At 67.6% G+C, this 22,707-nt stretch carries 17 protein-coding genes; 8 read left to right on the top strand and 9 right to left on the bottom strand.

Annotated features, from left to right (window positions below; all coding sequences use genetic code 11):
• Positions 1–16 precede the first annotated feature (16 nt).
• From frr to rpsB, 4 genes are all read right to left on the bottom strand, one after another.
• Positions 17–574, bottom strand: coding sequence for a ribosome recycling factor (frr, locus tag ACW7G3_RS00960; protein ID WP_456971648.1), 558 nt, complete (start codon positions 572–574; stop codon positions 17–19).
• 63 nt (positions 575–637) lie between these two features.
• A complete protein-coding gene (gene pyrH / locus ACW7G3_RS00965) occupies positions 638–1,360 on the bottom strand; it encodes a UMP kinase (protein WP_456980658.1) in 723 nt (240 codons plus the stop codon).
• 110 nt (positions 1,361–1,470) lie between these two features.
• Positions 1,471–2,349, bottom strand: a complete 879-nt coding sequence (gene tsf / locus ACW7G3_RS00970) for a translation elongation factor Ts (protein ID WP_456971652.1) — start codon at positions 2,347–2,349, stop codon at positions 1,471–1,473.
• 33 nt (positions 2,350–2,382) lie between these two features.
• Entirely contained in the window at positions 2,383–3,258 is an 876-nt protein-coding gene (gene rpsB, locus ACW7G3_RS00975) for a 30S ribosomal protein S2 (RefSeq protein ID WP_456980659.1), read from the bottom strand.
• Positions 3,259–3,613: 355 nt separating this feature from the next.
• Here rpsB and map point away from each other — a divergent pair, with 355 nt between their 5' ends.
• The 3 genes from map (at position 3,614) to dapD (ending at position 7,966) form a co-directional block, all read left to right on the top strand.
• Positions 3,614–4,393, top strand: coding sequence for a type I methionyl aminopeptidase (gene map / locus ACW7G3_RS00980; protein WP_456980660.1), 780 nt, complete (start codon positions 3,614–3,616; stop codon positions 4,391–4,393).
• A 5-nt stretch (positions 4,394–4,398) separates the two neighbouring features.
• Positions 4,399–7,020, top strand: a complete 2,622-nt coding sequence (gene glnD / locus ACW7G3_RS00985; protein WP_456980661.1) for a [protein-PII] uridylyltransferase — start codon at positions 4,399–4,401, stop codon at positions 7,018–7,020.
• Positions 7,021–7,105: 85 nt separating this feature from the next.
• Positions 7,106–7,966 (top strand): 2,3,4,5-tetrahydropyridine-2,6-dicarboxylate N-succinyltransferase, encoded by an 861-nt coding sequence (gene dapD, locus ACW7G3_RS00990; protein ID WP_456980662.1) that lies wholly within the window; start codon positions 7,106–7,108, stop codon positions 7,964–7,966.
• On the opposite strand, the gene ACW7G3_RS00995 is transcribed toward dapD, so the two are convergent.
• Positions 7,938–9,263 carry an MFS transporter gene (locus ACW7G3_RS00995; RefSeq protein ID WP_456980663.1) on the bottom strand — a complete coding sequence of 442 codons (1,326 nt, stop codon included), beginning with the start codon at positions 9,261–9,263 and terminating at the stop codon, positions 7,938–7,940. The genes dapD and ACW7G3_RS00995 overlap by 29 nt on opposite strands.
• Before the next feature lie 82 nt (positions 9,264–9,345).
• Here ACW7G3_RS00995 and ACW7G3_RS01000 point away from each other — a divergent pair, with 82 nt between their 5' ends.
• The 3 genes from ACW7G3_RS01000 to asnB all read left to right on the top strand — a co-directional run bounded on the left by ACW7G3_RS01000 (position 9,346) and on the right by asnB (position 13,066).
• Entirely contained in the window at positions 9,346–9,702 is a 357-nt protein-coding gene (locus ACW7G3_RS01000) for a Spx/MgsR family RNA polymerase-binding regulatory protein (RefSeq protein ID WP_456981125.1), read from the top strand.
• Between the two features lie 180 nt (positions 9,703–9,882).
• On the top strand, positions 9,883–11,010 hold the full coding sequence (gene dapE, locus ACW7G3_RS01005; protein WP_456980664.1) for a succinyl-diaminopimelate desuccinylase: 1,128 nt from the start codon (positions 9,883–9,885) through the stop codon (positions 11,008–11,010).
• A 367-nt stretch (positions 11,011–11,377) separates the two neighbouring features.
• On the top strand, positions 11,378–13,066 hold the full coding sequence (gene asnB, locus ACW7G3_RS01010; RefSeq protein ID WP_456980665.1) for an asparagine synthase B: 1,689 nt from the start codon (positions 11,378–11,380) through the stop codon (positions 13,064–13,066).
• 278 nt (positions 13,067–13,344) lie between these two features.
• Here asnB and ACW7G3_RS01015 read toward each other — a convergent pair whose 3' ends face one another.
• A complete protein-coding gene (locus ACW7G3_RS01015; protein ID WP_456980666.1) occupies positions 13,345–15,723 on the bottom strand; it encodes a penicillin acylase family protein in 2,379 nt (792 codons plus the stop codon).
• Positions 15,724–15,839: 116 nt separating this feature from the next.
• Between ACW7G3_RS01015 and gltS the strand changes: the two genes are divergently transcribed.
• Entirely contained in the window at positions 15,840–17,096 is a 1,257-nt protein-coding gene (gene gltS, locus ACW7G3_RS01020; protein WP_456980667.1) for a sodium/glutamate symporter, read from the top strand.
• A gap of 100 nt (positions 17,097–17,196) precedes the next feature.
• Positions 17,197–17,682 (top strand): bacterioferritin, encoded by a 486-nt coding sequence (gene bfr / locus ACW7G3_RS01025; protein ID WP_456971672.1) that lies wholly within the window; start codon positions 17,197–17,199, stop codon positions 17,680–17,682.
• A gap of 237 nt (positions 17,683–17,919) precedes the next feature.
• On the opposite strand, the gene ACW7G3_RS01030 is transcribed toward bfr, so the two are convergent.
• From ACW7G3_RS01030 to ACW7G3_RS01040, 3 genes are all read right to left on the bottom strand, one after another.
• Complete coding sequence (locus ACW7G3_RS01030; protein ID WP_456980668.1) at positions 17,920–18,576, bottom strand: thiopurine S-methyltransferase; 657 nt, start codon at positions 18,574–18,576, stop codon at positions 17,920–17,922.
• A 212-nt stretch (positions 18,577–18,788) separates the two neighbouring features.
• Positions 18,789–21,035: a DNA topoisomerase IV subunit A gene (parC, locus tag ACW7G3_RS01035; RefSeq protein WP_456980670.1), complete on the bottom strand. Its 2,247-nt coding sequence runs from the start codon at positions 21,033–21,035 to the stop codon at positions 18,789–18,791.
• Positions 21,036–21,194: 159 nt separating this feature from the next.
• The gene (locus ACW7G3_RS01040) at positions 21,195–22,658 is read right to left on the bottom strand and encodes a hypothetical protein (protein WP_456980671.1); all 1,464 of its coding nucleotides are present in this window, start codon (positions 22,656–22,658) and stop codon (positions 21,195–21,197) included.
• Positions 22,659–22,707: the final 49 nt, after the last annotated feature.

The following is a 22,707-nucleotide window of genomic DNA, read 5'->3' on the forward strand; positions in this document are numbered from 1 at the left end:
TGGTTTCGACAACCACTCAGACCGCCATCAGTTCCTCTTCCTTCGCCTTGACGACTTCGTCCACGCCCTTGATCGCCTGATCGGTGATCTTCTGGATCTCTTCCTCGCTGCGGCGCTCGTCGTCCTCGCTGATCTCCTTTTCCTTCAGCAGGTCCTTGGTCTGCTGGTTGGCATCGCGGCGGACGTTGCGGATCGCGATCTTCGAGTTCTCGCCTTCGTTGTTCACCACCTTGGCCAGCTCGCGACGGCGCTCTTCGGTCAGCGCGGGCAGGTTGATGCGAATGGTGGTGCCGGAGGTGTTCGGGTTAAGGCCCAGGTCGGAGGCCAGGATCGCCTTTTCCACCGGGCCGACCATCTGCTTTTCCCAAGGGGTGATGGTCAGGGTGCGGGCATCGCTGACGGCGACGGTAGCCACCTGCGACAGCGGCATGTCCGAGCCGTAGTAATTGACCTTCAGCTGGTCGAGCAGGGCGGTTGAGGCGCGGCCAGTACGGATCTTGGACAGATCGTGGCGCAGCGACTCGATGCTCTTGTTCATGCGAGTCTGCGCATCTTTCTTGATTTCGTTGAGCATCGACGGCTCCATCTCGTGACGGGTAACCGCCGGATTATAGCTGCAGCAGGGGTGCGAAGGGCTTCAGCTGCGGCCCTTCACCAGCGTGCCGATCTGTTCGCCCTTGAGAATGCGCAGCAGCTGGCCGGGCTGGCCCATGTCGAAGATGCGCAGCGGCATGTCGCTGTCGCGGCACAGGGCGAAGGCGGCGGTGTCCATCACCTGCAGGTCGCGGGCCAGCACCTCGTCGTAGGTGAGGGTGTCGAAGCGCTTGGCGTCGGGGTGTTTGGCCGGGTCGGCGTCGTACACGCCATCCACCTTGGTGGCCTTGAGCAGCAGGTCGGCACCGATCTCGATCGCGCGCAGCGCGGCACCGGAGTCGGTGGTGAAGAACGGGTTGCCGGTACCGGCGGCGAAGATCGCGATCCGGCCTTTTTCCAGGTGGCGGATGGCGCGGCGGCGGATGTAGTCCTCGCAGATGTCATTGACCTTGAGGGCGCTCATCACGCGGACGCTGCCGCCGAGCTGTTCAAGCGCGTCCTGCATGGCCAGGGCGTTGATGACCGTGGCCAGCATGCCCATGTGATCGCCCGTGACCCGGTCCATGCCGCTGGCGGCCAGGCCCGCGCCGCGGAAGATGTTGCCTCCGCCGATCACCAGTGCGATTTCGGCACCGGCCTGCTGCACTTCCATGACCTCGCGGGCGAGGCGGCCGATGACCTTGGGATCGATCCCGTAATCCTCGTCTCCCATCAGGGCCTCGCCGGAAAGTTTGAGCAGGACACGGCGAAAGGCGAGTTGGGACATGAGGTGTACTCCGGGGCGGGGGCAGGCAAACGCGAAGATTCTATCGTGTGGGACAACAAAAAGGGCCGCGGAGTGCGCGGCCCTTCGGGTACAGCGTTTACAGCGTTGGATCAGGCCAGGCCTGCCTGCTTCATCACTTCGGCGGCGTAGTCTTCCACCACCTTCTCGATGCCTTCGCCAACTTCCAGGCGCTGGAAGCCGATCACGTCGGCGCCAGCGGCCTTGAGGGCCTTTTCAACCGTCACGTTGGTGTCCAGCACGTACGGCTGGCCGTACAGGGTGACTTCGTTGACGATCTTGTTGATCTTGCCGCTGATGATCTTTTCCAGGATCTCGGCCGGCTTGGCGCGGTCCTTGTCCGACATCTTGGCCATCTCGATTTCCTTTTCCTTCTCGATGAAGGATGCGGGAACGTCGGCGGCCTTGTTGTGCGGGGGGTTCATCGCGGCAACGTGCATGGCCAGGCCGCGGGCCAGATCGGCATCGCCGCCCTGGACTTCGACCACGACGCCAATGCGGCCGCCGTGCACGTAGGTGGCCACGTTGTTGCTGCTCTCGACGCGGGCAATGCGACGCACCTGGACGTTCTCGCCGATCTTGGCGATCAGCGAGGCACGGGCTTCCTCGACCGTCTGGCCCGACGCCAGCTTGACGTCCTTCAGGGCTTCAACGTCATCGCCGTCGACCGACAGCGCGGCCTTGGCCACGGCATCGGCGAAGGCGAGGAAGTTCTCGTCCTTGGCCACGAAGTCGGTTTCGCAGTTGATCTCGACCAGCGCCGCCTTGCCGCCCTCCTGGGCGGTGGCGATGCGGCCTTCGGCAGCCACGCGGCTGGCCTTCTTGTCAGCAGCGGCCAGGCCCGACTTGCGCAGGGCTTCGGCCGCGGCGTCGATGTCGCCATTGGTTTCGGTGAGCGCCTTCTTGCACTCCATCATGCCGGCGCCGGTGCGTTCGCGCAGTTCCTTGACCAGTGATGCGGTGATTTCCATGGGGGTCCTCTGAAAATGGGTGGAGTAGGGCGCTTATTCGGCCTTGGGAGCTTCAGCTTCGGCTTCAGCCTTGGCTTCTACAGGCTGCTCCGCCGGTGCGGCCTCTTCCTTGGTGGACTCTTCCGCCGGTGCCTCTTCAGCGGCAGCGGTCTTCTTCTTCGGGGCCTTCTTTGCCGGTGCAGCGGCTTCGGTGAATTCCTCTTCGCGCACGCTGGCGGCGCTCGGCGCGGCGGCCTTGCCTTCCAGCACTGCGTCGGCGGCGGCGCGGCCGTACAGCTGCACGGCGCGGATGGCGTCGTCGTTGCCCGGGATGGCGTAGTCCACCAGCGACGGATCGTAGTTGGTGTCAACCACGGCAATCACCGGGATGCCCAGCTTGCGCGCTTCGCTGATGGCGATGCTCTCGTGGCCGATGTCGATCACGAACAGCGCGTCCGGCAGGCGCGGCATGTCCTGGATGCCGCCCAGCGAGGCTTCCAGCTTGTCGCGCTCGCGGCGCAGGGCCAGCACTTCGTGCTTGACCAGCTTCTCGAAGGTGCCGTCGGTCTCGAACGCTTCCAGCTCCTTCAGGCGGGCGACCGACTTCTTCACGGTGACGAAGTTGGTCAGCGTGCCGCCGAGCCAGCGCTGGGTCATGAACGGCATGCCGCAACGCTCGGCTTCTTCCTTGATGGCTTCGCGGGCGCTGCGTTTGGTGCCCACGAACAGCACGATGCCGCGCTTCTGGGCGATCGACGAGATGAAGTTCATCGCGTCGCTGAACAGCGGCATGGTCTTTTCGAGGTTGATGATGTGGATCTTGCCGCGGGCGCCAAAGATGTACGGAGCCATCTTGGGGTTCCAGTAGCGGGTCTGGTGGCCGAAGTGAACGCCGGCCTCCAGCATCTGGCGCATGGTGATCTGGGGCATTGCTTGAACTCCTGATGGGGAACCGGGCCGCCGCGGCTGTGGGGAATGGGCGGTCCGCCCGCAGGGCGGGCGAAAGGTTCCGGGGTTGGGCCTCCCCGCTGCCTCCGTGTCCGAACCCTCCAGTGAGGGCACCCCGGCACGGGGGTTTGCAGCGGGTGTGTATTCACCGGTGACGCCCGGCGTGGGCGGAATTGTCCATAAAGCACAATCCAGCGGTCAATTATAGCGGAAAAGGCGCCTCGCGCAATCTTTCCCGGGCCCGGGGGCCGAAGGCATGGGGAGCCGGCTGGGGGCGCTGGAGGCCCTGGAACGGCACCCCTGCCAGACGGGCTCCGTGATCGGCGATAATGTCCAGATGACCATCAACCTCAAGACCCCCGAAGAAATCGAGAAGATGCGCGTGGCCGGCCGCCTGGCGGCCGAGGTGCTGCAGATGATCGCGCCCCACGTGAAGCCCGGTGTAAGCACCGAGGAGCTGGACCGCATCTGCCACGAGCACATCGTCAACGTTCAGGGCACCACGCCTGCCAACGTCGGCTACCGCGGCTATCCGAAGGCCACGTGCATTTCGGCCAACAACGTGATCTGTCACGGGATCCCCGGGCCGAAGGTGCTCAAGGAAGGCGACATCATCAATATCGATGTCACCGTGATCAAGGACGGCTGGCACGGTGACACCAGCCGCATGTATTACGTAGGCGAGCCTTCGGTGATGGCGCGCCGGCTGGTGGATACCACCCGCAAGGCGATGTTTGCCGGCATCCACGCGGTGCGTCCGGGCGCGACCCTGGGCGACGTGGGCCACGCCATCCAGCAGGTGGCCGAGGCCGAGCGGTTCTCGGTGGTGCGCGAATACTGCGGCCACGGCATCGGCAAGGTGTACCACGACGATCCGCAGGTGCTGCACTACGGCAACCCGGGCGAGGGCCTGGTGCTGAAGGAAGGCATGACCTTCACCATCGAGCCGATGATCAACGAGGGCAAGCGCCATACCCGGCTGCTGCCCGACGGCTGGACGGTGGTGACCAAGGACCGCAAGCTCTCCGCCCAGTGGGAGCACATGGTGGCGGTGACCGCGGACGGGGTGGATGTGCTCACCCGCATCCCCGGCGACGACAACGAAGCCTTCCTCTGACGGTGATGACCGCCGCGCCTGCGAACACGGGCAATGGCGGCAGGCAGGTGGATGACGCCGCCTGGGCCGCCGAGGCACGCGCCTCGCTGGCCGAGCATGATGCGGAGCTGGCTCACCGCTTCGACGCCGGTGAAGACATCGACCGCCTGCTGGCCGGGCGGGTCAACGCCGTGGATGCCTACGTGCGCCAGGCCTGGGCCCGCTGCATCCCGGCCGAAGCGCCGCTGGCGCTGTTCGCGGTGGGCGGTTACGGCCGCGGGGAGCTGTTCCCGGGATCGGATATCGATCTGCTTGCGCTGGTCGAAGACGGCTCGCCGATGGATTGTCGTGAAGAGCTGGCGCGCCTGTTTGCGCTGCTTTGGGACGCCGGCCTGCCGGTAGGACACGCGGTGCGCAGTGCGGAAGAGTGCACCGGCATGGCGGCCACCGACATCACCGTGCAGACCTCGCTGCAGGAAGCGCGCCCGCTACTGGCCAACCTGGTCGAAGTGCGGCGGCTGAACGATGCGATCTCGATCGAACGCACCTGGCCGGCGGCCGACTACTACGCGGGCAAACTGGCCGAGCAGCGAAGCCGCCACGCCCGCTACGGCGACACCGCCGACAACCTCGAGCCCAACCTCAAGGATGGCCCTGGCGGCCTGCGCGATGTGCAGACGCTGCGCTGGCTGGCGCGGCGGGTGCTGGATGCGCACAGCATGGAGCAGCTGATCACCCTGGGCCTGCTGGGCGTGGACGAACACGCCACCCTGGAGCGCGAGCGACGCACGCTGTCACGGCTGCGTTTCGGCCTGCATCTGGTCTCCGGCAAGGCCGAGGAGCGGCTGCGCTTCGACCACCAGAAAGCACTGGCGGCGCGACTGGCGCACGTGGATGAGGCCGATAACGCGCTGGTCGAAAAGATGATGCAGCAGTTCTACCGCAGCGCGGCGGTGGTGCTGCGGATCAGCGAACGGCTGATCCAGCGCTTCGAGGAGCATCTGGAAGGCGAGGGCGAGCTGGTGGTGCTGGACGACGAGTTCGCCACCCGCCGCGGTTACCTGGCCGCCCGGGACGAGGTCTGGCCGGGCAACGACATGGGCCGGGTGTTCGACCTGTTCTCGGTCTGGGCCGGGCTGCCGGAGGTGCGCGGCCTGCACTCGCAGACCGAGCGCTCGCTGGCCGAATCCCTGCACGCGCTGCCCACCTGGCGCGATGCGGAAACGGGCCTTCGCAAGCGGTTCCTGAAGCTGTTGCGCGGGCCTGCGCCGGTGCGCACCCTGGAGCGTCTGTCACGGCTGGGCGTACTCGGTGCCTGGATCCCGGAATACGCCCAGGTTACCGGGCGCATGCAGTTCGACCTGTTCCACGTCTACACCGTCGATCAGCACACCCTGGCGGTGCTGCGCAATATCGCCGGGTTTGCGGCGGAAGAGCCGGACCCGCGCTTCACCGCCGCACACGCGGTCTGGCCGCACCTGCGCAAGCCGGAACTGCTGCTGCTGGCCGGCCTGTTCCACGACATCGCCAAGGGCCGCGGTGGCGATCATTCGGAGCTGGGCGCGGTCGACGCGCGCGAATTCTGCCTCGGTCATGGCCTCGGCGAAGCGGACGCTTCACTGGTGGAGTGGCTGGTTCGCCGCCACCTGCTGATGTCCACCACCGCGCAGAAGCTGGATATCTCCGATCCCCAGGTCATCCACGCCTTCGCCACCGAAGTGGCCGATCGGGAACGGCTGGATTATCTCTATCTGCTTACCTGCGCCGATATCGCCGGCACCTCGCCGCGGCTGTGGAACGCGTGGAAGGATCGGCTGCTGACCGATCTGCGTACCGCCACGCGCCTTGCGCTTCGGCGCGGGCTGGAAAACCCGGTGGCGGCCGTCGAGCGCATCTCAGAAACCCGTGACCACGCCCGCGAGCTGCTGGCCGCGCACGGCGTGGGCATGGAAGGCGCCGATGCGTTGTTCGAGCGCATGCCGGAGGCGGTGTTCCTGCGCGGCCGTCCGGACCAGGCCGCCTGGCAGGCGAAGGCGCTGAGCGGTACCCGGCCGGGCGACACGGTGATCAAGGTGCGGCGCCTGGCCGAGGGCGCCCAGGCGCTGGAAGTGTTCGTGCACTCGCCCGACCGCGACGGCCTGTTCACCGCGATTGCCATCACCCTGGACCGCTGCGGCCTGGCCATCCAGCAGGCGCGCGCGCTGGACGGTCCGCATGGCACCATCTTCGATACGTTCCAGGTGCTGCCCACCGATCCGCGCTTCATGCCCGAGCCGGCCGCGATCGAGCGCAAGCTGGCGACGGTGCTGGCCGGTTCGCTGGATGTGCGCCCCGCGCGGCGCAACCAGCCGCGCCACCTGCGTCATTTCCGGATCGTTCCGCAGATCGCCTTCGACCAGACCGCAGACGGCAGCCAGACCATCTTCAGCCTCGTCTGCACCGACCGGCCCGGTCTGCTGGCCGGCGTAGCCCACGTGCTGCGCGAGCAGCGCCTGCGCGTGCATGACGCCCGCATCGCCACTTTCGGCGAGCGGGTCGAAGACGTGTTCAAGCTCACTGACGAGCAGAACCGGCCGCTGGACGAAGCCCGCCGCCATGCGCTGCGCGAAGCGCTGCTGGCCAGCCTGGATGGAGACGCCACCGCCTGACCTGCGTCCGGCGCCCCCCGACACAGCTGCCGTTCCCGCCCCGCGGGAGTGGCTTCCCCCTCGATTGACATTCCAGACGACCCCCATGACCCATTACGACTTTTCCGACGACACCGTCTCCGGCATCCGCCATACCATCGAGTCCGCATTCACCCGGCGCACCGCGCTGATCCCCGAGGAGATCGAAGGCAGCGTGCGGCCAGCGGTGGAGCACGCCCTGGTTGGCCTGGAAGCCGGCTATCTGCGGGTGGCCGAGCCCGGCGAGGGCACGCACGGCTGGCAGGTCAACGAGTGGCTGAAGAAGGCGGTGCTGCTGTATTTCCGCATCAACGAGATGTCCCTGGTTGAATCCTGGCCCGCGCCGTTCTGGGACAAGATCGAGGCGCGTTTCGCCGGCTTCGACGAGGCCGAGTTCCGCAAACTGGGTGTGCGCGTGGTGCCCGGCGCCGTGGCCCGTCGCGGCAGCCACCTGGGGCGCGACGTGGTGCTGATGCCGAGCTTCATCAACATCGGCGCCTATGTGGGCGAAGGCACCATGGTTGATACCTGGGCCACCGTGGGCTCCTGTGCCCAGATCGGCGAGCACTGCCACATCTCCGGTGGCGCGGGCATTGGCGGCGTGCTTGAACCGCTGCAGGCCTCGCCGACGATCATCGAGGACAACTGCTTCATCGGCGCGCGCTCGGAAGTGGTGGAAGGCGTGGTCGTGGGCCGCAACAGCGTGATCGGCATGGGCGTGTTCCTCGGCCAGAGCACCCGCATCTACAACCGCGCCACCGGCGAGGTCAGCTATGGCTACGTGCCGCCCGGCAGCGTGGTCGTCGCCGGCTCCCTGCCGGCCGAAGACGGCAGCCATTCCCTCTACTGCGCCGTGATCGTCAAGCAGGTCGACGACCGCACCCGCGCCAAGACCTCCGTCAACGAACTGCTCCGCGGGCTCGCGTAGCTGCGCGGCTGACCTCCGGCAAACTGCGCCCCACCAGCACGCCGGCCAGCCCCAGCACCGCCAGGAACACCAGCGCAACCTCCGGCCCCAACGCGGCCAGCGCACCCGACAGCCCGCCGATCACCAGCAGCAGCGCGCCCATGGCGGTGTTGGCAACGGCCACGTACTCGGTGCGGCGGTCGCCTTCGGCCATGTCCACCACGTAGGTCTTGCGCGCCACCCGTACCGCGGTATGGACCAGGACCAGCAGCAGGTACACCACCGGATACAGCCACCATTGCGCGCCCATGCCCGGTACCGCCAGCACCGCCAGGAACACCAGCAGCACCGCCGAAGCAATGCCGGCGCCCCAGCTCATCAATTGCCGCGATGACCGGTCTGCCAGCCTGCCGAACGGCTTGCCGCCTACCAGGCTGGCCAGTCCCTGGGCGATCACGAACGGCCCCAGCCCCCCCAGCCCAACGCCGCCAACGCCCGCGGCCATCGCCACCACGAACGGCGGGCTGAGCGCGGAGACCAGCAGCAGGGTGCGGGCGAAGACGAAACGGCGGAATGGCCGGTCCTCGCGCAGCAGCCGCCAGGATGCACGGACCCAGCCCGCATGCCCGTCATCGGCCGTGGCCGGCACCGCGGCGTCCGGCTCACGCACGCCTGCGTAGACCACCGCGGCCAGCACCCACGCCAGTGCGGCCACGGCCAGAAGCGCCGCCAGCACCAGCGGAGAGATGTCGTCGCCGCCAAACATGCGGATCGCCAGGCCAAGAGTGACCGCAAGCGCGCCGGACAGCATCGTGCTGACGCCGTTGATCTGGCCGCGTTCGCCCCTGGGCACGGTGTCGCCCATGACGTCCTTGCCGGCCAGCGAGCAGAGCGAGCGTGACAGCGCGAACAGCGCCAGCGCGCCCAGGATCAACACCCCCGCCGCGGTCCCCTTCATCGCCGCCGCCGCGAACGCCATCAGCGCGGTCGCAATCGCCTGGCCAACCGCGCCGGCGATCCAGGCCGAGCGCCGCGGGCGCAGGCGCTTGATCCACGGCGTGAGCGCTGCCTGCGGGAGCATGGAACCCGACTCGCGGATCGGCACCAGCAGGCCGATCAGCACCGCAGGCACGCCCAGCGAGGCGAACAGCCACGGCAGCACGGTCTTTGCATTGACCACCTGGTCGCCAACGGCCTGCAGGGTGCTTGCGGCCACCTGGCGCAGGCCGTTGCGGGCGGTGGCCAACTGCTGCCCCTGCTCCTGGTTCGAACGATCCGCCTTGACCAGGCGCTGGTACAGCTTGAGGGAGGTGGTCATGCGCATAGTTTCCCCCAGGGCGGCAGGCAAGGACAGCAGCCACACCCTCCTACAATGGGGTATCGAACTGCTGGAGAACCCCGTGACAACGATCTACGGATTGAAGAACTGCGACACCTGCCGCAAGGCCCGCAAATGGCTGGACCGCTTCGGCGTCGAGCATGAATTCGTTGACTACCGCGACAACAAGCCCACCCCGGAAACGCTGGTCGAATGGGCCGGAAAGCTTGGCGGCTTTGAAGCCATGGTCAACAAGTCATCCACCACCTGGCGCGAGCTGCCCGACAACCGCAAGGGCGCATCCAGCGATGCCGAGTGGAAGCTGCTGCTGCGCGAGTACCCGCAGCTGATCCGCCGCCCGGTAGTAGTGACCGACGACGGCAACGTCACCCAGCGCTTCTCCGACAACGGCTTCAAGGAGCGCTTCAACATCACCTGACCAGCGCGCCACGTGCGACCTCCCGGCGTCTCCCCCGTAGGAGCGCGCCATGCGCGCGATGCCGCGTGAATTCAAGCGTCGCGGGGTGTCTCCGGACCCACCCCGGTGACGGAAGCCCCGCGCCGGGCCGTGTGTCACGCGGCATCGCGCGCATGGCGCGCTCCTACAAGGAACCTGTACATGTCTGACGTCCTCGAACTGCTGAAAGACCTCATTTCCCGTCCGTCGGTGACGCCGGACGACGCCGGCTGCCAGCCCCTGATTGCCGGGCGCCTGCAACGTGCCGGCTTCGCCTGCGAACACCTGCGCTACGGCCACGTCGACAATCTCTGGGCCACCCACGGCAGCGGCGGGGGCCCGGTCCTCGTGCTGCTCGGCCACACCGACGTCGTGCCAACGGGACCGGTAGAGGCCTGGACCAGCGATCCCTTCAAACCGGAAATCCGCGACGGTGTGCTCTACGGCCGAGGGGCCGCCGACATGAAGAGCGGAGTGGCCGCGTTCGTGGTCGCCGCCGAGCGTTTCGTGGCCGAGCATCCGGACCACAAGGGCACCCTGGCCCTGCTGCTCACTTCTGACGAGGAGGGCGAAGCCATCGACGGCGTGCGCCGTGTGGCCGAAACCTTCCGCGAGCGCGGCCAGCGCATCGACTGGTGCATCACCGGCGAGCCGTCCTCGCAGGAGAAGCTGGGCGACCTGGTGCGAGTGGGCCGGCGCGGCTCCCTCACCGGTTATCTGACCGTGCGTGGCGTGCAGGGCCACGTCGCCTATCCGGACAAGGCCCGCAACCCCATCCATCAGGCGGCCCCGGCGCTGGCCGAACTGGCCGCACGCGAATGGGACGCCGGCTACGAGACCTTCCCGCCCACCAGCCTGCAGATCAGCGACGTGCACGCCGGGACTGGCGCCGACAACGTCATTCCGGGTGAGCTGCAGGCCACGTTCAACCTGCGCTACAACCCGCATTGGGACGCGGCAAGGCTGGAGGCGGAAGTCGAAGCGCTGCTGGCGGCCCGCGGCCTGGACCACGATCTGCGCTGGCACCGCAGCGGCGAACCGTTCTTCACCCCGGAAGGCCCGCTGCGCGCCGCCGCACGTGAAGTGCTGACGGAGTTCGCCGGTGCCGCGCCCGAGGAAAGCACCGGCGGCGGCACCTCCGACGCCCGCTTCATTGCCCCCCTGGGTGCCCAGTGCATCGAAATCGGCCCGGTCAACGCCAGCATCCACCAGGTCGACGAAAACATCCGCGTCGCTGACCTGGAAGCCCTGCCGGACCTCTACCAGGCACTGATTAGCCGCCTGCTGTAGGTCCGGCACCTGCGCTGCCAACATGGAGATGCCACGGTGACGAGCGAACGCAAGCCTCTGTAGGAGCGCGCCATGCGCGCGAAGCCGCGTGAATTGCGGTTCGCGGGTCAGCTTCGGGCAGAACGACATGCCCGGCGCAGCGTCGCCCTGATCAACGTCACGCGGCTTCGCGCGCATGGCGCGCTCCTACGAAGAGGCGCCGCCGGGGGTGAGGGATTCCAGGGCGACATGCTGGATTGGGGCACGCCCGGGCATCAGGAAACCCGGGGCGGCCGCCGATGCGGGTTTTTCATACCTGCAAAACGCGGCTTCTGTCCTGAGCCGGGAGGGCTATGCGTATCCCTCCATAGCCAAGGACCCCATCTCAATGTGTTCGATCTTCTCGATATTCGACCTGCAGCCGGGCGACGACATCGCCGGCCTGCGCCGCCATGCGCTGGAATGCTCGCAGCGCCAGCGCCACCGCGGGCCGGACTGGAGCGGGGTACATGTGGATGAGGGCGCGATCCTGGTCCACGAGCGGCTGGCCATCGTGGATCCGGCGGGTGGCGCGCAGCCGCTGAAATCCGCCGACGGCAACCTGGTGTTGGCGGTGAACGGTGAGGTCTACAACCACCGCGAACTCAAGGCCGAGCTGCGCGCGGACTATTCCTTCCAGACCGCTTCCGACTGCGAGGTGATCAACGCGCTTTACCGCGAAAGCGAGCCCGGCGCGTTCCTCGACCGCCTCAACGGCATCTTTGCCTTCGCCCTGTGGGATCGGGAGCGGGGGCGGTCGATCATTGCCCGCGACCCGATCGGCGTAGTGCCGCTGTACTGGGGCCACGATCGGGAAGGCCGGCTGCGCGTGGCGTCAGAGATGAAGGCGCTGGTGGATACCTGCGCCGATGTGGCCCAGTTCCCACCCGGTCACTGGTACGACAGCGCCAGCGGTGAACTGTGCCGCTACTACGATCGCCCCTGGCGCGACTACGGCGCCGTGCAGGGCGTGCACGTCTCGCCGGACGAGCTGCGCGAAGCGTTCGAGGCCGCCGTGCACCGGCAGCTGATGAGCGACGTACCCTATGGGGTGCTGCTTTCCGGCGGTCTGGATTCGTCGCTGGTGGCTGCGGTGGCCTCGCGCTTCGCTCGCCGCCGGATCGAGGACAACGACAATTCCGAAGCCTGGTGGCCGCGCCTGCATTCGTTCGCGATTGGCCTGGAGGGCTCGCCCGACCTCGCGGCGGCGGAGGTGGCTGCCAAGTCAATCGATACCGTGCACCACGGCTTCGAATACACCTTCCAGGAAGGTCTGGACGCGCTGCCCGACGTGATCCGCCACATCGAAACCTACGACGTCACCAGCATCCGCGCCTCCACGCCGATGTACCTGCTGGCGCGGCGGATCAAGGCGATGGGAGTGAAGATGGTGCTCTCGGGCGAGGGCAGTGACGAGGCCTTCGGCGGGTACCTCTATTTCCACAAGGCGCCCGACGCGGGCCAGTTCCACGAAGAAACGGTGCGCAAGCTCGACGCCCTGCACAACTACGATTGCCTGCGCGCCAACAAGTCGATGATGGCCTGGGGGGTGGAGGCGCGGGTGCCGTTCCTGGACCTCGAGTTCCTCGACGTCGCCATGCGCATGGACGCGGCGCAGAAGATGGTCCACGGGCAGTCGAACGGTCCGCAGCGGATGGAGAAGGGGTTGCTGCGGCAGGCGTTCGAGGGCTATCTGCCGCCGGAGATCCTGTGGCGGCAGAAGGAGCAGTTCAGCGACGGCGTCGGCTACGGTTGGATCGATGGGTTGAAGGCGCATGCGGAAACGCGGGTGAGCGACCGCGAGCTGGCAGCGGCGCATCGGCGCTTCCCGGTCAATCCGCCGGCGAGCAAGGAGGCGTACTGGTATCGGACCCTGTTCGAGCAGTGCTTCCCGACCCGCGCCGCGGCGGAAACGGTCCCCGGCGGTAAGTCCATTGCGTGTTCCAGCAGCACCGCGATCGCGTGGGATGCCGCCTTTGATGGCTCTGCCGATCCTTCAGGGCGCGCCATCGCCGGTGTCCACGCCGCCGCGTATTAGATGTCCGCCGCGCCTGTTGAATGTCCGCGCCACCTGAATGTCCGCGACGCCTGTTTAATGTAGGAGCGCGCCATGCGCGCGAAGCCGCGTGAATCCGGGGTCGCGGGGAAGCGTCGGACCGGGTGATCTGACCGGCGCCACGCGGCGCGGATTGATGTCACGCGGTTTCGCGCGCGTGGCGCGCTCCTACGGGGGGAGTCCGCGGACCCAGGTGCCCCATGGATTCGCGATTTCGTCCGGGACCCGTACATTCCCCGCGTCGGCCGCGTAGGGCCGACCTACGGGTGCAGGGTCAGGGTGTATTTGGCGGGGCCGGGGAGGAACGGGGTGGGGCGACCGTGGACCCAGTCGTCGTGGCCGGCGCCCCAGAACGGCGACAACGGGTGGCCGCTCTGGCCGCCGGGCATGTGGGCGATGCCGTCTTCCTCGTGTCCCGGTGCCACCACCATCCGCTGCGACGCTCCGAACGACGGTCCCTGCACCCGCGGCATCATGCCGTCGCCCGGCAGCGCCTGGGCCGGCATGCACAGCATCCGGCGACCGACCAGCGGTACCGCCGCGGCCAGCGGATGGCAGATGCGCGCGGTGTTGCGCTCACCCCAGCTGCGCTTGTCCAGCGGCCCCTGCGCCGCCAGCCCGTCGCGCACCTCGCGCGCGGCATCCTCGAACAACGCGTGCCAGCTGACGAAGCGCGGAGACAGCAGGTGCATCGGCTGCTCCGTCACCAGGGGCCAGGCAATGCCTTCCAGCTGTGGCAGGTCCGGCATGGTGAAGTCGTCGCCCAGCGCCACCTGCGCTGGGGCGGTCAGCGCATCGGCGATCCGGGCATGCACGGCCAAGCGCCAGGCGCGCACGATGCGGTAGCTGACCGAATCCGTTTCCGCACGTGCATTCCAGCCCGAAGCCGCGGTGGCCAGCTCCAGCAGGGCGGGTGCGTCATCGTGTGGCGGCAGGCCGTCGAGCAGGCGCCACCAGCGATCAAGCACCAGCGCCCGCATGTCCAGCTGGATCGCCAGCAGGTCCTGTTCGGTGAACGTGTCGCCGGCCAGCAGCAGGTCGCGGATCTGCTGCTGGCGGGCGCCGAAGGCGTAGCCGCCGTCGCCCACCAGGGCCAGTGCCCCGCCGTCCACTACCCGCGCGTTGGCGGTCCACAGCCGGTGATCGGCCGGCTCCACGATGGAAGGGGATCGGTCCGTGGCGATGTTCCATGGGCTGCAGGCCGCCGAAGCGATGCCATCCATGGAGGTGCCCGTTGAAAGCGGCAGGCGTTGCGGACACCCGGCATCACGTACCGGCAGCGGTCCCAGCAGGCGCCAGGCGATGCGGCCGTTCTTGTCGCCGATCACCAGGTTCTGGGTGGGAACGGCGATACGATCCGCCGCAACCAGCGCTTCATCCAGATCACCGGCCCTGGCCAGTTCCACCAGGCCGAGGTTGATCGCGCCCGGCAGGTGCGCCACCCAGCGCAGGCTGAGCGCGCGGCCGTCATCCAGCGTTTCCATCACCGGACCCCACGCCGTTTCGCGAACCTCCAGCGTCACTTCATCGCCACCCGACACGGTGATGGTCTCCAGGTGTCGCGTCACCGGCTCGCAGTCCTCGGCAGGCTCCCCGTTGGCGCACGGGGTGTCCAGCCGCCAGTCCATGTAGTCGCCATAGCTGTTGGTGAAGCCCCACGCCACGTGACCATTGCTGCCCACGATCACCGCCGGCAGGCCCGGCAGGGTGAAGCCGGACACGTCCACCTGACCTTGCGACGCGTGCTCATCCGGCCAGCGCAGCCGCGCCCGGAACCAGATGTTGGGCGCGCCCAGGCCCAGGTGCATGTCATCGGCAACGATGGCGCGGCCATCGGCGGTCAGCGCACCGCCCACGGCGAAGTTGTTGCTGCCCGGCGTGCCGGTGTCGGACAGGGCGGCGGGTGCGCCGGCGTCGGGCACGGGCAGCCGGCGCAGGTCCACTTCGCGCGGGCCGGGCAGCACCGCGTTGCCGCGCGCTTCGCCCATCAGCGGCGCGTCCCATTCGCTGCCGTCGTGGGCCAGCAGTTCCCGCAGCGCCGGGGGCAGGTGCGGGGCCATCTTCCACCACAGCAGTTCGCGCCGGTTGGTGCCGCCCTGCAGGTCGAAGTACATCGCATAGCCGGCCAGGATCGAATCCACCGGCGTCCACGGTTCCGGCTGCTGGCGCAGCAGCAGGTAGGGCCAGGGCCGCGTGCCGAGCCCGGCCAGGCCGGCATTGGCGCCTTCCGCGTAGGCCTGCAGCTGCGGCATGTGTTCGCCGGCAATGGCCTCCAGGTCCGCTTCGATCCGCGCCCGCAGCCGGTGGCGTCGCGCTTTGCGGTCGGCATCCAGCGCCAGCGGGCCGAACAGCGCCGACAGTTCGCCGGCCGAGCTGCGCCGCAGCAGGTCCATCTCGAACCAGCGCTCCTGCGCGTGCACATAGCCGAGCGCGCGCGCGGCATCGGTGGAGCTGGAGGCATCGATGGTTGCGATGCCCAGCGCGTCGCGCTGCACCTGCACCGGGGCGGCGAGGCCGGGCAGGGCGTGCCCACCCTCCAGCGTTGGCAGGCTGGCGCGCAGACCGAGCCAGACCACCAGCAATGCCAGCAGCACCAGGGCAGTCAACAGGACGGCGATTCGTGGCAACCACTTGCGCATGGAGCGGACCGGCTGAAGGAGGAGCGCGCACCTTACACCGCCAGGATGCAGCGATCACGCAGGTGGCCTGCAGTACAGTCGGGGATCCCTCCACCACAACGATATACGCACGCCGCATGATCGAAAGTGCCGTGGCCCGCATCCCGGGCATCGCCGCCTTGCCGCAGGTCACCATGGTGGAGGCGCTGCCAAGCGTGACCCTGGCGATCCTGCTGCTGTTCGTCGGCAAGGGCCTGTCGGCCCGCGTCGCTACCCTGCGTCGCTACAGCATCCCCGAGCCGGTGGTGGGCGGGGTGCTGTGCGCAGCGGTGGTGTGTGCGCTGTATTACGGCATGGGCATGGAGGTGAACTTCGAGCTCGGCGCGCGCGACATGTTCCTGATGTATTTCTTCGCCGCCCTGGGGCTGAACTCCAACGTCGCCTCGCTGCGCAAGGGTGGCTGGAAGCTGGTGGTGCTGCTGGCACTGGCGGGCTTCTACATCGTGTTCCAGAACCTGGTGGGCATGGGGCTGGCGGGACTGTTCGGCATGGACCTGCGGGCCGGGCTGATGGTGGGCTCGATCTCGCTCACCGGCGGCGTGGGCACCACCGTTGCCTGGACCCCGCACTTCGTCGACGAGCTGGGAATTGCCAATGCCGGGGAGATTGGGCTGGCCTCGAACATGGTCGGCATGATTGCCGCCTGCGTGGTCGGCGGGCCGATCGCCGGCTGGCTGATCAAGCGCCACCCGGTGATGCCTTCGGCCGATGCGGACCTGGAGGTCGGCACGCTCTACGGCGACGAGTCGCGCGCGACGCTCGACTACACCGGCGTGCTGCTGGCGCTGTTCTGGCTGAACATCGCGCTGATGCTGGGCCACGGCATCAGCCACCTGATCAGCGAGGCGGGGATGCTGCTGCCGGGGTTCGTCGGCGCGCTCATGGCCGGCATCCTGCTGCGGCTGCTGGGCGACCTGTTCGCGCCCAACGGCCGACGCATGTGGAAGCTGGAGACGATGCAGCCCGGGATCGCGCTGATCTCCGACATCAGCCTGGGGCTGTTCCTGGTGATGGCGCTGATGGGGCTGCAGCTCTGGGTGCTCGAGCCTCTTCTGGGCTTCATGACGGTGGCCATGCTGGTGCAGATCACCCTGGTGGTGCTGTTCTCGGTGTTCGTGGTGTTCAAGGCGATGGGCGGGGATTACGAGTCGGCGGTGGTCAGCGCGGCGTTCGGCGGCATCGCGCTGGGCTCCACCGCGACCGCCATGGCCAACATGACCGCAGTGACCCGCGAATACGGCGCCGCGCCGCGGGCGTTCGTGATCGTGCCGCTGGTGTGCGGGTTTTTCATCGACATCGCCAACGCGGTGATCGTGGGGGTGATGGCCGGCTGAGCGGTGCACGGGAGACGAAAGGCAACTGCTTCTCATCCCGGCACCGGCGCCGGAGGAGCGGCATACTGTGGGTCCCCCGCCACATCCCAAGGAGCCCGCGATGAAGGGTAATTCTGAAGTCGTCGACTACCTCAACTTCCTGCTGCGCGGCGAGCTGGCCGCGCGCGACCAGTATTTCCTGCACTCGCGCCGCTACGAAGACCTGGGGCTGAATGAGCTCTACGAGCGCATCAACCACGAGATGGAAGAGGAAACCGAGCACGCGGATGCGATCCTGCGCCGGATCCTGTTCCTGGAAGGCGAACCGGACATGCGCCCCGATCCGATCGAGCCGGGCGGGACCCTCGAGGAAATGCTACGCAAGGACCTGGACCTGGAGTACAGCGTGCGCGAGAACCTCGCCAAGGGCATTGCCCTGTGCGAGAAGCATAGTGATTACGTGACCCGCGAAATCCTGGTCAAGCAGCAGGTCGACACCGAGGAAGACCACACGTACTGGCTGGAAAAGCAGTTGCGCCTGATCGAGATGGTCGGCATGCAGAACTACCAGCAGAAGCGCATGGGCGACGACTCCGGCCACGAGTGATCGCCCGGCGTGGCGGCCTGCCGGGAGCTGGGTTGCCCGTAGGAGCGCGCCATGCGCGCGAAGCCGCGTGACATTGGGCATTGGAACGTGGCTTCGGCCACCTCGCAACGACCGACGCCCACCATGCCGCCACGATTCACGCGGTTTCGCGCGCATGGCGCGCTCCTACATGGTTCCGGCATGTGGCGGGTCAACGACGTCCATCACGGGGAACAACGGCGTCCATGACGCTGCTCGTCAGCGACGGCGCGTGCGGTAGACGGTGGTGTGGAGGGCAGTGACGCCGGCCTCGTGGAAGCGGGGTTCATCGGCGAGGATGTCGCGCCGCTCAAGCGTGGAAACATCCCATTCCGGCTCCAGCAGCCGGCATACCTCTGCTTCCTCCACCGAAAACGGCGGACCGTCTTTCTGGGCTTGCGGATATTCCAAGGTGATGAGCAGCCCGTCGCAGCTGGCTGGCAGGCGGCGCCAGGCCGTATCGGCATAACGCGCGCGCATGTCCGGCGGCAGGGCGATCAGGGCGGCGCGGTCGTACACCGCTGAGCAATCGGCCAGCACTTCAGCGTCAAGGGCGAACGCGTCGCCGTAGATCAGTTCGTACGGACCGGCGCTGTAGTGGATCCCGAAGCTGCTTTCGCGCGTCGCAGGCGTCAGCCCGCGTTCGTCGAAGAACTGCCGTACCGCCAGCTCCGACAACTCCACGCCCAGCACCCGATGGCCGCGTTCGGCCAGCCAGGCCATGTCCACGGACTTGCCGCACAGCGGCACGAACACCCGGCTACCGGGGGCCAATTCCAGCGTCGGCCAGTGCTTGCACAGCAGCGGCAGCGGCCGATCCTGGTGGAAGCCGATCCGCCCGTCCTGCCAGCGTTCGTGCCAGAAATCAGGTTCCAAAATCCACACCTCCGTTGTAGGAGCGCGCCATGTTGTAGGAGCGCGCCATGCGCGCGAAGCCGCGTGAATCGTGGCGGCATGGCGGGCGTCGGTCGTTGCGAGGTGGCCGAAGCCACGTCCCAATGCCCAATGTCACGCGGCTTCGCGCGCATGGCGCGCTCCTACAGAAGAGGCGGTCATCAGTGGATGCAAAATCAGGCATCCATAGACACTCAGGCCTCCACCGACAGGCCTTCCACATTCTGCCAGCCGCGCGGCAGCAGGCCGCCGCGGGAGGCGCGGGTGCCGAGGTAGGTCTCAAGGTCCTTGAATGACAGGCTCATGATGCGCTGGCGGGAATGGACCTGCAGCGTGCCCGTGGGGGGTACTACGGCCACCGCAATCACCTGTTCGGTTCCGCGTTTGGCACGTGGAATGTCGATGATCTTGTTGCCGCGGCCCCGCTCCAGTTCCGGCAGCTCCGCCACGGCGAACGCCAGCAAGTGACCGGCGCTGGTCACGGCCACGATCCGGTCCGTTTCCACATCGTCCACCGCCACCGGTTGCAGCACGGCGGCGCCTTCGGAAACCGTCAGCATCGCTTTACCGGCTTTCTGCCGGCCCACCAGGTTCGCAAACCGGGTGACAAAGCCGTAGCCGAGCGAAGAGGCCAGCACGAAGCGGGCATCCGCTTCGCCGCTGACCAGCGCCTGGAACGAAGCGCCGGCTGCCGGTGAAAAACGCCCGGTCAGCGGCTCGCCATTGCCGCGTGCAGAAGGCAGCGTGTGGGCCAGCGTGGAATAGCTGCGCCCGTTGGAATCCAGGAACGCCACTGCCTGGTTGCTGCGCCCGCGGGCGGCGGCCTGCAGCTGGTCGCCCTCCCGGTAGGACATGGACGCCGGATCCACCTCGTGGCCCTTGGCCGCGCGTACCCAGCCCTTCCTGCTCATGACGATGGTGACCGGCTCGTTCGGCACCAGATCGGTCTCGTCCAGCGCCTGGGCGGCGCCGCGCGCCACCAGCGGCGAGCGACGGTCGTCGCCGTGCTTCTCAGCATCGGCCAGCAGCTCTTTCTTGATCAGCGCCTTCAGCTTGGCTTTGCTGCCCAGGGTGGTGGCCAGCTGATCGCGCTCCTTGGCCAGTTCGTCCTGCTCGCCGCGGATCTTCATTTCCTCAAGCCGCGCCAGCTGGCGCAGCCTGGTTTCCAGGATGTAATCCACCTGGTCGTCACTCAGCTCGAAGCGCGCCTTCAGCACCGGCTTGGGCTCATCCTCGGTGCGGATGATGTGGATCACCTCGTCCAGGTTGAGGAACGCGGCAAGCAGGCCTTCCAGCAGGTGCAGGCGACGCTCGACCTTTTCCAGCCGGTGCTCCAGGCGCCGGGTCACCGTGACCGTGCGGAACTGCAGCCATTCGGTCAGCAGCATCCGCAGGTTTTTCACCTGCGGGCGGCCATCCAGGCCGATCACGTTGAAGTTCGCGCGATAGTTGCGCTCAAGATCGGTGGTGGCGAACAAGTGGCCCATCAGCTGCTCGGCGTCCACCCGGTTCGAGCGCGGCACCAGCACCACCCGGGTCGGGTTGGCATGGTCGGACTCGTCGCGGATGTCTTCCAGCCACGGCAGCTTCTTGGCCCGCATCTGCGCGGCAATCTGCTCGATTACCTTGCTCGGTGACACCTGGTGGGGCAGGGCATCCACCACGATGTTCTGGCCTTCCTTCACCCACGTACCCCGGGCCCGGATGGAGCCGGTGCCGGTTTCGTAGATGGACTGCAGGTCGGCCAGCGGGGTGATGATTTCGGCGGTGGTGGGGTAGTCCGGGCCGCGCACGTGCTCGCACAGGTCGGCCACGGTGGCATCCGGATCATCCAGCAGGCGGATACAGGCCGAGACCACCTCGCGCAGGTTGTGCGGCGGCACGTCGGTGGCCATGCCCACGGCGATACCCGTGGTCCCGTTGAGCAGCAGGTGCGGCAGGCGGGCCGGCATCCAGCCCGGCTCCTGCAGGGTGCCGTCGAAGTTCGGGGTCCAGTCCACCGTGCCGTGGCCCAGCTCGGACAGCAGCATCTCCGCGATCGGGGTCAGGCGCGACTCGGTGTAGCGCATGGCCGCGAACGACTTGGGATCGTCGCTGGAGCCGAAGTTGCCCTGGCCGTCCACCAGCGGGTAGCGGTAGGAGAACGGCTGGGCCATCAGCACCATCGCCTCGTAGGCGGCGCTGTCGCCGTGCGGGTGGTACTTGCCGATTACGTCACCAATGGTCCGCGCCGACTTCTTCGGCTTCGCCCCGGCGCCCAGGCTCAGCTCGCTCATGGCGAAGATGATCCGCCGCTGTACCGGCTTCAGGCCGTCGCCGATGAAGGGCAGGGCGCGGTCGAGCACCACGTACATGGAGTAGTCGAGATAGGCGCGCTCGGCGTACTCGCGCAGCGGGATCTGCTCGAAGCCGTGGAAGGAGGTGCGGACTGGATCGGTCATCGTGACTGCACGGATGGGGGGAGGTGAATTCTACGGGGGTTCGGGCAACGCCGATAACCAACCCCGTGTAGGAGCGCGCCATGCGCGCGAAACCGCGTGAATTCCTTCGTCCGGTGGGGCTTCGGATGCAGCGACCTGACCGACGCCACGGCCAGCGGCTCAGGAGCCTGTGCCGGATGGAGGCAGGGAGCGGATCCAGGCCTCGAGGGCGGCCTCACCCATCGGGCCCGGAAACGGGTAGACGGGCACATAGGGCTGGTTGATGCCGCGGGGGCGACCCCGGTAGACCTTCATCGGCAGGCCGATCCGCGACAGGCCGCTGGGCAGCTTCTGGCCGCCGACCTCCATGTACACCGTGTCCGCCGAGGTTTCGGCGCCGGCGTGGATGGCGCCCAGGGGCAGCCACAGGTCAAGTGCATCCAGGCAGGCCGAAGCGCAGGACGAATCGGTCAGCACGATCACCTCCGCGTTCGCGCGCAGGCGGCGCGGGCGGTCGGGCGCCGGTTCGTCCGCCGGTTCGTCGACTGCTTTCGGCTGGCGCCACAGCGCCTCGCCCCGTTCCAGGGCCGCGGTCATTCCGTCCAGGATGATCCCGCTCCAGCGCAGCATCTCCGGATCCGGGGACTCCTGCGCCAGCAGCATGTCCCGAAAGCTGCGGATGTCCGCCAGGTTGCGTTCCGACACCCGCCAGTCGACCGCATGCGAGCCGCCCGCGACCGCTTCCATCGCCGCGTCGCCCCACATCCGCGAGGCGATCTCCCGGCTCCAGTGCGAGGAACCACCGCTGTTGCCGCGCACGTCCAGCACCACGCGCTGTGCCGCGGACACCAGGGCGCCGTCCTCCAGCTGCCCGAGCAGCGCTGTCAGCAGGACGTGGTCCTCCGATGCGGGATCCGCATTGAAGCCGGCCATGGAGATCCACAGCAGGTTGCCATCGTCCACGCGGCGGATTCCGGTGTTTGACGGCGGCGCGCCGCGCATCGCAGCCAGCATCGTCGATGCCTCGCCTTCTCCCAGCGCCCGCCACTGCAGCTGCACCGTATCGACCTGTCCATTGCGTTCGAACCGGCACTCCCGCGGGGATGCCAGCCACGGGTTGCCCTGGTCCAGGAACAGCCGTCCGGACAGCGCCTTGCGCTGGGCGGCAAGCTGCCAGCGGCCGTAAAACCGGCCCAGTCTTGCTTCGGCCATGTCGTTGGCGGCGACGCCTTCGCAATCAACCAGGCGCGCACCTTCAACCGGAAGGCCGGCTTCGTCCAGGCGCACCATCACCTCGTGGTGGCCGTCGCGCTGGCCGGCCAGGAAACCCGGCCAGCGCATGGTCAGCGGCGGCGCCGTCCCGGTTTGACCCAGCTGCACGTGACCATCGTTGAACGAGGCCCGGAATTCGCGCAGCGCCCACCAGTAAGCGCCGTAGTCGCGGGCGTCCGGGACCCGTTCCAGCGTTTGCTCCAGTGCTTCGTCCAGATGCCGGCGGAAATCCGGGTTTTCCGGGTCAACCGGCCCCGGATGGCGATCCCCGAGCGCTGCATGGAAGGCCCGTACGTCGGCTTCCAGGGTGGCCGGCCAGGTGTTCGTGGCGGAGAGGCCGGAAGCCTGAGAAACAGGAGCGGTCGTTGCCAATGCAAAAATAACGACTGCCGCAGCGGGGAAGGAAACGAAAACAGGGTTG

This window comes from Luteimonas sp. A478 (assembly GCF_054052025.1).